11 protein-coding genes are annotated in these 14,245 nt (G+C 40.3%); 6 read left to right on the forward strand and 5 right to left on the reverse strand.

The genetic code is table 11. The features are described 5' to 3' along the window. Positions 1 to 85: 85 nt before the first annotated feature. From sfsA to CAL6303_RS17725, 4 genes are all read left to right on the forward strand, one after another. Positions 86 to 811, forward strand: coding sequence for a DNA/RNA nuclease SfsA (gene sfsA, locus CAL6303_RS17710; RefSeq protein ID WP_015199191.1), 726 nt, complete (start codon positions 86 to 88; stop codon positions 809 to 811). A gap of 321 nt (positions 812 to 1,132) precedes the next feature. Next, positions 1,133 to 3,028, forward strand: a complete 1,896-nt coding sequence (locus tag CAL6303_RS17715; protein ID WP_015199192.1) for a lipoxygenase family protein — start codon at positions 1,133 to 1,135, stop codon at positions 3,026 to 3,028. A 381-nt stretch (positions 3,029 to 3,409) separates the two neighbouring features. Further along, positions 3,410 to 4,759 carry a cytochrome P450 gene (locus CAL6303_RS17720; RefSeq protein WP_015199193.1) on the forward strand — a complete coding sequence of 450 codons (1,350 nt, stop codon included), beginning with the start codon at positions 3,410 to 3,412 and terminating at the stop codon, positions 4,757 to 4,759. Between the two features lie 145 nt (positions 4,760 to 4,904). Further along, positions 4,905 to 5,459 carry a hypothetical protein gene (locus CAL6303_RS17725; protein WP_015199194.1) on the forward strand — a complete coding sequence of 185 codons (555 nt, stop codon included), beginning with the start codon at positions 4,905 to 4,907 and terminating at the stop codon, positions 5,457 to 5,459. Between the two features lie 106 nt (positions 5,460 to 5,565). Here CAL6303_RS17725 and CAL6303_RS17730 read toward each other — a convergent pair whose 3' ends face one another. After that, positions 5,566 to 6,549 (reverse strand): hypothetical protein, encoded by a 984-nt coding sequence (locus CAL6303_RS17730; RefSeq protein WP_015199195.1) that lies wholly within the window; start codon positions 6,547 to 6,549, stop codon positions 5,566 to 5,568. A 369-nt stretch (positions 6,550 to 6,918) separates the two neighbouring features. Here CAL6303_RS17730 and leuC point away from each other — a divergent pair, with 369 nt between their 5' ends. Continuing rightward, positions 6,919 to 8,325: a 3-isopropylmalate dehydratase large subunit gene (gene leuC, locus CAL6303_RS17735; RefSeq protein ID WP_015199196.1), complete on the forward strand. Its 1,407-nt coding sequence runs from the start codon at positions 6,919 to 6,921 to the stop codon at positions 8,323 to 8,325. A 177-nt stretch (positions 8,326 to 8,502) separates the two neighbouring features. Continuing rightward, positions 8,503 to 9,087 (forward strand): 3-isopropylmalate dehydratase small subunit, encoded by a 585-nt coding sequence (leuD, locus tag CAL6303_RS17740; RefSeq protein WP_015199197.1) that lies wholly within the window; start codon positions 8,503 to 8,505, stop codon positions 9,085 to 9,087. 83 nt (positions 9,088 to 9,170) lie between these two features. On the opposite strand, the gene CAL6303_RS17745 is transcribed toward leuD, so the two are convergent. From CAL6303_RS17745 to CAL6303_RS17760, 4 genes are all read right to left on the reverse strand, one after another. After that, entirely contained in the window at positions 9,171 to 10,373 is a 1,203-nt protein-coding gene (locus tag CAL6303_RS17745) for a glycosyltransferase family 2 protein (RefSeq protein WP_015199198.1), read from the reverse strand. After that, a complete protein-coding gene (locus CAL6303_RS17750; RefSeq protein ID WP_015199199.1) occupies positions 10,360 to 10,941 on the reverse strand; it encodes a serine O-acetyltransferase in 582 nt (193 codons plus the stop codon). Before CAL6303_RS17750 ends, CAL6303_RS17745 begins: the two co-directional genes overlap by 14 nt. Positions 10,942 to 10,951: 10 nt before the next feature. After that, entirely contained in the window at positions 10,952 to 13,147 is a 2,196-nt protein-coding gene (locus tag CAL6303_RS17755; protein WP_041739735.1) for a GumC family protein, read from the reverse strand. A gap of 86 nt (positions 13,148 to 13,233) precedes the next feature. Continuing rightward, positions 13,234 to 14,046 carry a WecB/TagA/CpsF family glycosyltransferase gene (locus CAL6303_RS17760; RefSeq protein ID WP_015199201.1) on the reverse strand — a complete coding sequence of 271 codons (813 nt, stop codon included), beginning with the start codon at positions 14,044 to 14,046 and terminating at the stop codon, positions 13,234 to 13,236. Between the last annotated feature and the right edge of the window lie 199 nt (positions 14,047 to 14,245).

Consider the following 14,245-nt stretch of genomic DNA (forward strand, 5'->3'; position numbering starts at 1 on the left):
AATATTTTGCCTGGGTAGTAATTTAATTTAAGTTTTCTACTATTTGACTTGCTAATATCCTAAAATTTCATCAAAATCTGATTTCATGCTTTATTACTACCCCACACTTTACCCTGGGATTTTCGTAAAACGTTATAAGCGGTTTTTTGTAGATGTGGAACTTGCTTCTGGTAAAATAGTAACTGCACATTGTCCAAACACAGGTCCGATGACTGGGGTTTCGACACCTGGTAGTGCTGTAATGCTTTCTCGCAGTGATAATCCAAAGCGGAAGTTAGCTTACACCTTAGAACTGATTCAAGTGCATGATAACTCACCAACCTGGGTTGGTGTAAATACCATGTTACCAAATCGAATTATCAAAATAGCTTTACAACAGTATTTATTTCCCCAATTAGGTGAATATAGTCAAATTAAAGGTGAAGTTCCCTATGGGTTGGAAAATAAAAGCCGCATCGATTTTCTCTTAACTGGAACTGGAATCGAAAAGCCTATATATTTAGAAGTGAAAAACACCACTTTCGTCAACGGGAAATTGGCTTTATTTCCAGATACCGAAACCACGAGGGGACAAAAACATTTGCGGGAATTGATGGGATTATTGCCCCACAGTCGGGCGGTAATGTTGTACTTTATTAATCGGGGAGACTGTACAGAATTTGCCCCTGGAGATATTACAGACCCAGTATACGGTAGTTTGTTGCGTGATGCGATCGCATTAGGAGTGGAGATACTACCCTGTCGTTTTGATATTTCCTGTGAAGGTATTAATTATCTCGGTTTAGCTGATTATAACTTTATGCCTATTTAGGCAAACAGAAATTTAACTAGCTTCAATCTCCACAGGATACCTTTTTCAAGAAAGGATCAAATTTATGGTTTTGTTTTAATTTCTATATAATCTTAGATTTTGATGCAATGTACTTACCAGCGCTGAAATCCATAAAAAATATGTTTTTTTGCTGACATGTACGGCTGCATCTTTAATTTAGCCTCCTAACTTAGAGTAATCCAAGTAAAAAAAATACCCGGTTGTCATTACGTAGCTTCAAGAGAAAGCTAAAAAATTTCAATTTATTTCCCAAAGTCATGAAATTCCCCTTGAAGTATTAAAGAAATATCAGGAGGATTTATGCCTGCATCATCAAAAGATAATTCAATCGGGTTTTCCAACTCTAATGGTTTAGAAGCTGCCAGGAAAAAATATCAATATAATTACACCCATATTCCCCCACTAGCAATGTTAGATACCTTGCCACAAGGGGAAGAGTTCTCTAAAGATTGGCTTTATTTATTAGCACAGAATTTGCGAATCGTATTCGTGAATACCATCATCACCAATCGTGGCAATCGTGGTTCTCAATCAGTCAGGGATGACGTTAGATATTTTATCCTAGAAGCCTTGATGAAGGGTGCAATTCCCATTCAAATCAATGTCATTGGTAGATTACTACAAATTGTTCCCCAAATTCTACTGAAAGGAATATCTAGAGATTTTCGAGAAATTGATGATTTGTTTTTTTCATCACTTAAAGAAAGTGGACTTTCTATTTTTAAAGATTCTTTAGATCGAATTATCGAAATGATGTATGAAAGACAACCAAAAGGACATGTAAAAAATCTAAATGATTATCGAATATTGCTACCAAAAATGGAATTGCCTGCCATAGTCAATGGTTTTGGGCAGGATGATGTATTTGCCTACATGCAAGTGGCAGGTTACAACCCCTTGATGATTAACCGAGTCACAAATCTAAAAGCAAATTTTCCCGTTACAGAAGAACATTATCAAGGGGTAATGGGTGAGGATGATTCCCTCGCAGCAGCAGGAACAGAAGGAAGGCTATATTTAGCAGACTATGAAATTTTAGATGGTGCAGTTAATGGTGCATATCCGAATATTCAGAAATATCTGTACGCACCGATAGCGCTGTTTGCAGTTCCTAGGGGTACAGAATCTAATCGGATGCTAAATGCGATCGCAATTCAATGCGGACAGAACCCCAGCGAGAACCCTATTATAACTCCAAAATCGCCTCAATATGCTTGGATGTTTGCCAAAACTGTTGTTCATATTGCCGATGCTAACTTTCATGAAGCTGTGAGTCATTTAGGAAGAACCCATTTATTTGTGGGTTCTTTTGTCATTGCTACCCATCGTCAATTACCAGTAAATCATCCGTTGAGTCTATTATTGCGTCCCCATTTTGCTGGGACTCTAGCTATTAACGAAGAAGCACAACGGGCGTTAATTTCAGCAGGAGGAGGAGTTGACAGGTTATTATCTTCCAGCATTGATAATTCCCGTGTCTTTGCAGTACGAGGACTTCAAAGCTACAAATTTAATAGTGCCATGTTACCGAAACAACTACAAATACGTGGTGTAGATGATACTAATACTTTGCCTGTTTATCCTTACAGAGATGATGGTTTATTAATTTGGAATGCGATACATGAATGGGTTTCGAGCTATTTAAGTAGTTATTACATAGCAGACGAAGAGATTCAAAAAGATACCTATCTCCAGAAATGGGCAACAGAAGTACAAGCATTTGATGGTGGACGGATACAGGATTTTGGGGAAGCAAATGGAGGTATACAAACTAGGGAATATTTGGTGAATGCGATCGCATTAATCATTTTTACAGCTAGCGCTCAACATGCGGTAGTCAACTTCCCTCAAAAAGACATCATGAGCTATGCCGGAATTATACCCCTAGCAGGTTACGCACCAGCATCAACCTTATTAAAACCAGAAGTTACCGAACAAGATTATCTGAGTTTGCTTCCACCGTTAGAACAGGCACAAAAGCAATTAAATTTACTGTATCTATTAGGTTCTACCTACTACAACAAACTCGGTGATTATCCTCAAAAACATTTTACCGACCCCAAAGTTCAAAATTCATTACAAAAATTCCGTAATCGTCTCCAAGAAATTGAAGAAATAATTCATCAACGTAACGTGAACCGTCCATCATATACCTATTTACTTCCTTCCCGTATTCCTCAAAGTATCAATATTTGAACTTTCAATTAATCGAAAAACATCTATTGATTTAGACGAAGCAATATCCAATAACAATTATCTAATTAATTGTACATATTTTAAATTACAGGAGATCCAGACAAAACATTAAGCCATGCCATGTAGACACGAGACATGTCGCGTCTCTCTTTCTATTTAATTAGGACTTACGCACTAAGCAGGCATTTCCGTCAGCAGTTTCTTCTAGAATAGCAATCTCAAAGCCTTGATCTTACGACAGATTGTGTAAGTCCTATTGATATTTAGCAATATTTAGTGATAGTTTACAACACAAAAATATTTTAGTTTATTTTTAAAAATCATTAAATTCAGCTTCATCCAACATAATCACCTGAAAATCTCACCCAAACCCCAAATTTTATGGCACTCAAACAACAAGTTATCAAGGGACATCAACGCCAAATATGGCTAGCGAAGATCCTCGCAAAAGTAGGAAATAATAGTCCAATTGGCAAGTTATTACGCTTGGGATTTTATTATGCAGATGGAATTGTAATCCTCAGACATTGGCGAGATTTTCTCTATATTCGTAAGGATAACATTGGGGATACATACCTTGCAGTAGACCAAGCAATTATGCATTCTTCCCATACCCAAGTCAAGGAATTAATACATACAGAACCCCAATTAAGGGGCAACGATTTAGGTATTATTAGAATTTTAGCTCCTAGCTACCTACTAAATAATCCCCTAAGTTTAGGAATGAATGGAAACCAACATCAAGGTGCTAGAGCTTTATTTTCTCAAGCTTTACCTAATCCATCCGAACAAGCCGATATTTTAGGGGAATTAGTGCATCAATATCTAGCGGATGCTGCCAAACAAAAACAACTACATATTGGAAACGATTTACCAGCAATAATGTTGCAAATTTTGCATAGAGTTGTATTTGGTATTTCCTTATCAGATGAAGAAATTAATGGTTCTCGAAACTTTATTAAAGGTTTACCACTTGCATCCCTACCCAATTTTATCAGTGAAAAAGTAATTGCAAGTAAAACTGCACCAAGCATAAAACACCGAAAAAATTTAATCAAACGCTATCAACAATCACCAAAATGGGCAGATTATTTAGAAACAGGTTCCCGATATCAATTAAACCCGCACCAGATTGCTAACACTCTATTTGATATGATTCATATTGCTGGAACTGCTGGAACAAGTGCGCTGTTAGGTTCGGTAATTGGTGTTTTGTGTCAAGATAATGCCTTGAGAAATGATGTCGTTGCAGAAATTAATACTGTTTGGGATGGAAGCGAAGCATTAAAGGAAGATAATATTGAACAATTAATACTAATTCGTAATACTATCTTAGAAACGGCTCGTCTTTACCCACCAGTCAGATTTGTTAGTCAATTAGCCAGAGAATCAGGTGAAATAGAAATTACTGCTAGCAAATGTCCCTTTCAAAAAGGAACCCGGTTACTTGGTTCCATTTTCACAGCTAATAGAGATCCTCGTAGATATGACAACCCAGACAATTTTGACACAAATCGAGATTTTTCTGATCTTTTATCTTGGAATGGAAAAGGACATGAACGTACTTGTCCAGGAAAAGATTTATCAATTGCTTTAATTCAAATATTCTGTTTATATTTATTCAAAAAGTATCAATGGAATTCAACTACCGCAGTGAAATGGGATTTTGAGAAAGTGACTTCTGTGACTCCAAATGATTTAGTTCTTCAAGGGTTTTCCAGTAAGCTGTAATCAAAAATAGACGTGATATATAGGAAATTTTAGATTACACAAAGAACACATAAAATCCTGGATGTTTCAACAATATATCAACAATATTAAGAGAGACGCGATATATCGCGTCTCTACAAAGGCAAAATTTAGAATCTAAAACCCAATGATTGGAACTATAGAAAAGAAAAATCTTAATGATATTGCCACCTGGATGACATCAGTTCAAGAAACTGGTTTACCAGATATTCTCAAAGGTGTATTTTTCATGGATGGAAATCCACTTCCAGATACTTGTATCACGATGTATAACGTGGAATGGGATTCTCAAAATCTGAGTTTGTTTATACCTGTATATGGCTCAGTACAGTGGACATTTCACAACTCAATTCCGGGATGGTTTTTACTACTTGGTGCCAAAATCAGCCAGTTTGGATATAAAATGCAATTTGAAGATGCAACTTTGAAACATGCTCAAATCATCCCTTTTTTCTTTGGTTTGCAAATTCCTAAATGGATTTTTGATTTAACTATGGATCAAATAGGTGATGCGAATAATGGGGATACTTGGAAGCGTAAAAATCTTTGGTTTGGTGGCAGTATTCGCATTGCTGAATATACCTTGCGTCGAGTTGTCAATGCAGATGGAAGTTATACACCGGCTTTTATAGATATGCTGAATAAAGCCCCTAATGAGTGTTTAATTATAGCGAGAAATTAGTTAAGTACAGTATATTTAATTAAATTTGAGTGGTAGTTTGTTGCGTGATACACATTAGGAATGGAGATGCTACCCTGTCGTTGTCATATCTCCTATGAAGACTTAATTACTTAGTTTTAGCAGAATAGGATTTCAGACTAACTACAGGAGAAAAAGAAATAGATTTAAGGTGAATTGGATCGATAATATCCTGTTGCATTCCATAGTCATAGGTAGCAAACTCCACTTGTAAAATTAAGCGAGGTTTTGTAATCGGAGGACTACCTTTATGATTACCAAATGAATCCTCCGCAAATCCCCAACCAGCAGATCCGCAAATATGCACAACATTTTCAATTCCATAGTAATCTATTAAATCTTTCTCTGTTGCTCTCCCTCGAAGAATTTGAGAGGAAAAATTCTTTTTTTTATGGCTTTTGAGAATGTAAACATGGGGACCACAACCTAAATCCACATCTGTTAAGTAAAAGAAGAATTTGAGAAACTTATAATCATCTAAATCACAATGAAACACCTGTGCTGATTTCGATTGTTCGTAAATATCAGAATCCGTAGGAAAACTCCAAAATAAAGAGTTGCCAATATGTAGAGGTGTGGTTTTTAAGTACCTAGCAGCAATCTTAAGTAATGTCGGATCTTGTTCCAGCATTTTGATAGCAGGACACTGAGATGCTGTATTAAAATATTTTGCCGAGAGAATTTTAGTTTGATAGTAAAGTTGAGCTTTTTCTCTCTCCCAAACATGAAAACCCATGCTTGGCTTTCTCCCAGCATAACAATTCGTGCTCAAAGAAAAATCCAAAATTTCCTTGACAATTGTCTGAGGTAATTTTAATCCCTGAAATAGCCCATATTCTTCCAGTAACTCCACAACTTGAGGAATATCTATATCCGTGAAAATACTGTTTGAATTAGGAGATAGTATAGATTCATCAGCTTCCTTCAAATAAGCATTTTTCCATGCTCGGATAAAATGAAATCGAGCAAATTTACGCATGATAAACCATCTGGGATTTGCAGATAGATCTTCCCAGTTATCAATTAAGTAATACAGCAGTTTGACATGAATCTTATGGAAAAAATCATTCATAAATTATGATTGAGATAAATTCGTTTAACCTAATATACCCAATATTTTTTAATATCAACGATTAATGGGACACCAGATAAAAGTGGTTAACTATCACCTTCGTCAGATTTTTAGGTGAATAAATAAAGATGCCAGAAAAAATCAAAAATAGGTATATGTTTAACACATAAAAAATATACATAAAATACATTTGACTAATCATAGGGCGAAAATAAAAAGCCAGTTTTTAATTTTTCGGATATACAAAATGAATAGATAAATTAAGGCAACGAATTGCTTGACATAACTGAAATACTGGAACTTCAGTAAAAACGCCCTCACTTTTTGCTACTATTTAAGATCTGATTCTTCAACACAGGGATACCAGGTATGAGTAAAGGCACGCTGTTCGATAAAGTTTGGAACTTGCATACCGTTGGGGTACTCCCATCAGGACAAACACAACTATTTATTGGACTGCACCTCATCCATGAAGTCACCAGTCCTCAAGCCTTCGCCATGTTACGCGATCGCCAACTTCAAGTATTGTTCCCCCAGCGTACAGTCGCCACAGTAGACCATATAGTCCCCACCGAAAACCAGGCGCGTCCCTTTGCTGATACCATGGCGGAAGAGATGATGCAAGCCTTGGAAACCAACACCCAAGAAAATAATATTACCTTCCACAAAATTGGTTCTGGGAATCAGGGAATCGTCCATGTCATCGCTCCAGAACAGGGACTCACCCAACCAGGAATGACCATAGCTTGTGGAGATAGTCACACTTCCACCCATGGAGCATTTGGCGCGATCGCATTTGGCATCGGCACCAGTCAGGTTCGTGATGTCCTTGCTTCCCAAACCCTCGCACTCTCCAAATTAAAAGTCCGCAAAATCGAAGTCAACGGCACCCTCAACCCCGGAGTCTACGCCAAAGATGTCGTATTACATGTCATTCGCACCCTAGGAGTCAAAGGAGGTGTGGGATTTGCTTACGAATTTGCAGGTACCACCCTCGAACAAATGAACATGGAAGAGCGGATGACCATTTGTAACATGGCAATCGAAGGGGGAGCCAGATGTGGTTATGTCAACCCCGATCAAGTAACCTACGACTACCTCCAAGGGCGTGACTTTGCCCCCAAAGCCGAACAATGGGAAAAAGCCGTAGCTTGGTGGGAATCCCTCAAAAGCGAACCCAACGCCGAATACGATGATGTCATAGTCTTCAAAGCCGCCGACATTCCCCCCACAGTCACCTGGGGAATCACCCCCGGACAAGGCATCGGCATCGATCAACAGGTACCAACCCCCGACCAAATGCCAGAAGACGAGCGCTTCATCGCCGAAGAAGCATACCAATACATGGATTTGGCACCAGGTCAAGCCATTGAAGGCACCAAAATAGACGTTTGTTTCATCGGTAGCTGCACCAACGGACGCATCAGCGATTTACGTGAAGCCGCCAAAGTCGCCCAAGGTAGACATGTCGCCCCAGGAATCAAAGCCTTCGTTGTCCCCGGCTCCGAACGAGTCAAACAACAAGCCGAAGCCGAAGGACTCCACCAAATCTTCATCACCGCCGGGTTTGAATGGCGCGAAGCCGGATGTTCCATGTGCCTCGCCATGAACCCCGACAAACTCCAAGGCAGACAAATCAGCGCCTCCTCCTCCAACCGCAACTTCAAAGGGCGACAAGGCTCCTCCAGCGGGCGCACCCTCCTCATGAGTCCAGCCATGGTAGCAGCAGCAGCCATATCCGGCAAACTCTGCGATGTACGCCAAATGCTGAACTAAGAAAAGGCAGGGGGCAGGGAGACAAGGGGAATAAATACTCTTTCTTTCTCACTCTCCCACTCTCCCCCTCTGCCTCTCTTCTCTCTTCCTCTCCGCGTAACCCTGCGCTTACCTCCGCGCTCTACCCTACGGGAAGCCGCAAGCGTCTAATGCGTTAAAACTCTTATTACTCAAACCATGACCAAAATCCAATTAATATCCGGTAACAGCATCCCCCTCATCGGCAACGACATAGACACCGATCGCATTATCCCCGCTCGCTATCTCCGCAGCATCACCTTCGACGGCTTAGGGCAACATGCCTTCGCCGACGATCGCATTGGAGGACAACACCCATTCGATCAACCCCAATACCAAGAAGCCAAAATCTTAATAGTCAATCGTAACTTTGGATGTGGTTCCTCCCGCGAACACGCACCACAAGCGATCGCTAAATGGGGAATCAAGGCATTAATAGGTGAAAGCTTCGCCGAAATCTTCTTTGGTAACTGCGTCGCCATCGGCATCCCCTGCCTCACCGCCACCACCGCCGATGTCAAGCATTTGCAAGAAATCGTTACAAATAACCCCCAAACATCCACCACAATCAACTTAGAATCAATGGAAGTGCAATGTGGCGACTTTACAGCACCTGTTTCCATCGGTGAAGGAGCGAGAAACATGTTTATTTCCGGAACTTGGGATGCTTGCGGACAATTAGTAGCTCAAAAAGAGCAAATTCAAGCAACAGCTTCTCACCTACCATACATGAGTTGGGCATAATAAAATCGGCTATTAGCTACTAGCTATTAGCCATTTGGGAAGTCCAGATCAACTCCCTTGCCCCCCTGCTCCCTGCTTCCTTCCTAATCCCTCTCAGTCCGAACCCAAGCTTTTTGAGGCTGCACAAAAAACTTCAGATACAGAGGTATTTTCCAAAGAATATAAATAGGAATACTCAACAATTGACTCAGCGGTAAATCATCACGGCTAAATTTCCACCAAGCCGTGAAAATCGCCAATATCAGAGCAACTCCCGCAGCAGTGGCAATCATTGCAGGTATCCAAAAACTACCAACTATTCCAAGTAGCAGTGAACTAACCAATAATCCAATCCAAATTACCACCAATAGGGAAAGTGGAGGAATACATATATCTAAGGCAACTCCCAGTAAATCTAATCTGCCTTGACGAATTGCAGCACCAACGAGCATCGGGACGTAATTGGATATCGTGTGTAAATGTCCATGTTCCCAACGGGTACGCTGACTAGTTGCTGCTTGAGCATTTTGGGGAAGGTTGCCAATTACCCTGGCTTCGGGACAGTATAAAGGTGTATACCCAGCAATATTCAGATTTAAACCCAGCTTCATATCTTCGACGATATCACCACTTGCCAAGTCAACTGCCCGAATCACAGACCAAGGAAATGCCATGCCTGTCCCTGATAATAGACATGGTAAACCTAGCTTTGACATCCCACGCGATCGCACTAAATTTTTCACCTTGAAAGCAAAGGCAGAAATGGCATCTTTCGGTGTAGGATTGCTGGGTGTTTCCATTAAATAGGTAGCTTGGATAGGATGATTAGTCCTCAATGCCTTTTTGGTTAATTTTTCAATTGTCCCAGTTTCAACTTGACAATCAGCATCAATAAAAATCACCACATCAGGTGGATTAGATGCCAAAAAATTCAAGCCAAAATCCATGGCATAACCTTTACCAAGAAGCTGTTGATTCTGTCTTTCAATCACAGTTGCACCAGCTAATCTAGCTACAGTAGCTGTGGCATCTGTACAGTTATCAGCAATTACTATCAAGCTACATAGTTGTTTAGTTGTGGATAGAATCTGCTGGATAGTAGATTGAATTGTGAGTTCTTCGTTGTGTGCGGGAATCAGGATTGCCACCTTCGGATCAAGATTGCGTTGACGAGTTCTCCCAACTGTCAAAGGTAAGAGTGCTGCAACGCATTCAACTAGTAAAAAAACACACAACAGAAGTACTAATAAACTAATGGTAACCAGTGCTAAATTAGCGCTGAAATTAACTAACTCAAGAATTCCCATAACTTTGTTTAACTTTATCCAGTATTTTTGCCGGGATTCCTACAGCTGTAGCCATGTTTGGAACGTCACTTAGAACCACCGCATTTGCACCGATATTGGCATCATCTCCAATCTGGACATTGCCAAATATTTTGGCACCAGCCCCAACGTTGACCCGTTCACCAAGTTGCGGGGCTTCTAAAGGACGTTCGAGATAGCGATTCCCCAAGGTTACGCCTTGGCGAAGGATACAATCGTTACCAATACGGCAATAACCATGAATAACGATTGCTCCTTGATGTTCAATGATGACACGTCTTCCCAGTTCAACAGTGTACGGTAATTCAATCCCGTAAGTGTTACGAACTTTACGATATAACATTCGGTAAAGAATGCTCAAAGGCGCACGGAGGAGTTTGGGTTGAACCTGCATTCGCCAAACTCCAAAGCGATGAATGGCAACGGCTCTAAAACCGGGCTTTGTCCAGTCGCGTCCATGAGCAATCCAGTCTTCCTGGATTTGCTGCCACAGGGTTAAGCCTTCCGGAAGCAGAGGAGCAGGGAGAGGGGGAGCAGGGAGACAATTCATCTTCAAGTTCTCAACTTAACGATACAGTCTTTGCTCGCTCTGAACTCATTTCTGTGCGGGCATAGTCGTAGTAGAAATAACTACCTGGTTCGTTTTTCACACTGACACCATTGGCGACTAAACCCAAGATATTTGCTTCGGAACGAGCTAGGAGTGACTTGGCTGCGATCGCACTATCGGAATTAGCGATACCGGGACGAACCACCATTAACACGCCATCAGCCATCTTACCTAAGACTGCCGCATCTGCGGTTCCCGCTAAAGGAGGAGTATCAAAGATGATGTATTCATACTCACCTGCCATGGTTTGAATCAAGTTCATCATACTTTCGGAATCTATCAAAGCCACGGGATTAGGAGGTATGACTCCGGCTGTTAACAGGGATAAGTTAGTGCTAACTTTTTGCACAACTCTGTTTAATTTGACTCTATCCACCAACAGGTTGCTCAAACCCTTGACATTCATCAGTCCCCAGAGGTGATGTTGAGATGGTTGACGCATATCTGCATCCACCAATAATACCCGTTTGCCAGTTTGAGCGATCGCTGCTGCTAAATTAGCGGAAACTTCTGATTTTCCTTCCCCAGCAACTGAACTTGTGACCACAATTGTGCGTACTTGTTTGTGGCTAATAAATTTCAAGTTTGCCCGCAGCATTTGATAGGCTTCATGAATCACTGTGCGGGGGGAAGTGGCAACGATGATTCGCGGTGAAACTCCATCACCTGACATTTCTTCAATTAATGAGGTACTATTGGCATCGAATTTGGGAATCAAGCCCAATGGGGTGTAACCAAATAATGTTTGCGCTTCTTTGATGGTTTTGATGGACTTATCGATGGAATCCACCAAGAAGGCAGCAGCAATCCCTAGGAATACTCCGACGAAGACACCACCAACTGCCAAAAGTAAAGTGAGTTTTGAAGATATTGGTGAATTGGGAGCGATGGCATTCTGAATTACTCTGGCATTTCCCATCGCTTGGTTTTCTGCTAATCGAATTGCTTGTTGCCTTGTCAGCAATTCCTCATATGTCTTTTGAGCAATTGTCAGACTGCGTTCTAATTCACCCTGTTGCTTTTCTAGATTGGGGAAAATATTTGCTCGACGTTTGTAGGCTTCATGCAATGATGAGAGGGTTTGAACTTTCTCTTCTAAACCCGCTCGCTGAGATTGTAAGCTGACGTACTGATTAGCTAAATCCTGCTTAATATCACCAATTTGGAGATTTCCAGGGGTTATTTGTTGTGAACTGCCGGAAGAATCGGCAACTCTTTCTTGCAGTAGCTGTTTGAGTGTTGCTTGCTGTTCCCTCAAGTCCATGACAATTGGGCTATTTTCGGTGTAACGAGCGCGGGCAACTGCCAGGTTATTTTCAACCTTTTGCAATTCTGCGAGGGTTCCCTGGACTCCTGGATTCACACTTAATGAACTTACATTCACCGTTTGGGTTACAGTGCGATCGCGTGGAATGTTCGCGCTGAGACGAACTTCTGCTTGCTGTGAAGCGACATCTGCAAGTTGCCCCCGTGCTTCGTTCAGTTTATTACTCAATTCTTCAATAATTTTGACTGTGGAATCAGATTCTTCTTTCAAGCTAATAATTTGATTCCGAGCTTTGAAGTTTCTTAATGCTTCAGATGTTTTATCTAGCTCTATTTTTGCCTGGGGTATTTGCAACTCAATAAATTTACCAGCAGATACAGCTTCCGAACGACTGTTTGCTAAGTTATTAGCAACATAAACATCCATCAGCTTATTAACCACTGCTGAGGCTATTTCTGGGTTATCCCATGTGAAGGAAACATTCAATATATCTGTCCCAGGTACAGCTTCCACCTTAATTTTGAATGCTTCTGGCACCAAGGAACGACCTTTATTATCCTTCAGATCCAAAGCCTGAATTACCTCTTGGACAATGGGACGTGATTCTAAAATTGCTGCTTGGGTAGAAAGGGGATTTGCTTCGTTTCTAAAACTTTCCAAGCTACCTATTTTCTCACCTACTCCTGTTAGAGATGAAGTCCGGTTTGTCTGAAAAAGTAGTTTCCCTGATGCCTCATAGGTTGCCTTTTGCAATGATATGACAAAACCTGACATTGCCACAGAAGTCAAAAATATTCCCGCAGCTATCAGCCAACGTCGCTTCAAAACTAACCAATAATTCTTCAGGTCTATTTCTTCAGTATAGTGTTGAGGTTTCATATCAGGTTTTTCTTGATTTATCAACAAAACTTATTCCGCCAAAGCTATGATTATTTTTCCTAACTTCCTATTGTCTATCAACTTAATTACTCTAAATTGATTCTATTGAATTTTGGCAATATTTTGGTTTCATTGGTTGGTTTAATAGTAGACCAAGGGTTTTCATACAGACTAAGTTTTTGCTGTAAAACTAGCCAAAAGAATGGAGCTACACTCAATATGTAACGTTTCCATAGCCTCCTGGGTTCAGATGCTAATCTAAACAACCACTCCAAACCGATTTCGCTCATCCAACGTGGAGAACGTTGAACATCACCAGCTTCAAAATTAATTGTTGCCCCAATTGCCAAAAATATCTTCACATGGACTAGCTGAGATTTATATTTGGCGATCCACAGTTCTTGTTTTGGTGCGCCAACTCCCACCGCCAAAACTGTTGCTTTAGAGGCATTAATTAGTTCAACAATTTTTTGGCACTCCACCTCATCTTGCTCAAAGCCAAATGATGGTGAATGAGCTGCAACGACAATATCTCGACCAACTTTGTGATTAATTTTTTGCTGGGCTGTTTTAACTGTTTGTTGATCGGCACCTAGTAAAAATATTTTAATATTCTGATCATTCTGAAAATGGTTGTAGAATGCCGGAAACAAATCTGAGCCAGATATTTTTTCCTGGATTGGAGTACCTAAAAAATTAGATACGTACATCAAAATTTTGCTATCACAAACCCTATAGTCTGCCTCTTGGTACACACCATAAAACTCTACATTATTTTGCAGTTTCATGATGTGATCCACATTCGGTGTCAATACTACTCCACCACCCCTGATACTTTCTAAAAGTTCAGCCATGGTTATATTGTGGATAGTTACATTAAGTAAGTTAATTTGCCTCATTTACACTATGTCAAACAAGTTATTTTATCCAAAAACGCCTTCTCCTAATAACTAGCTAAGTTACTTGTTTTCAATAGGGACACGGAACATCAGAACTGGATATGTAGTTAGTTTGGATGAAGTTAACCTCATCAACTAGCTTGACATTTGAAAGCTAAATCTACAAACTAATTAACTGAGAAGGCTTTAGTGTTAGTTG

The organism is Calothrix sp. PCC 6303, from assembly GCF_000317435.1.
Lineage (GTDB): Bacteria > Cyanobacteriota > Cyanobacteriia > Cyanobacteriales > Nostocaceae > PCC-6303.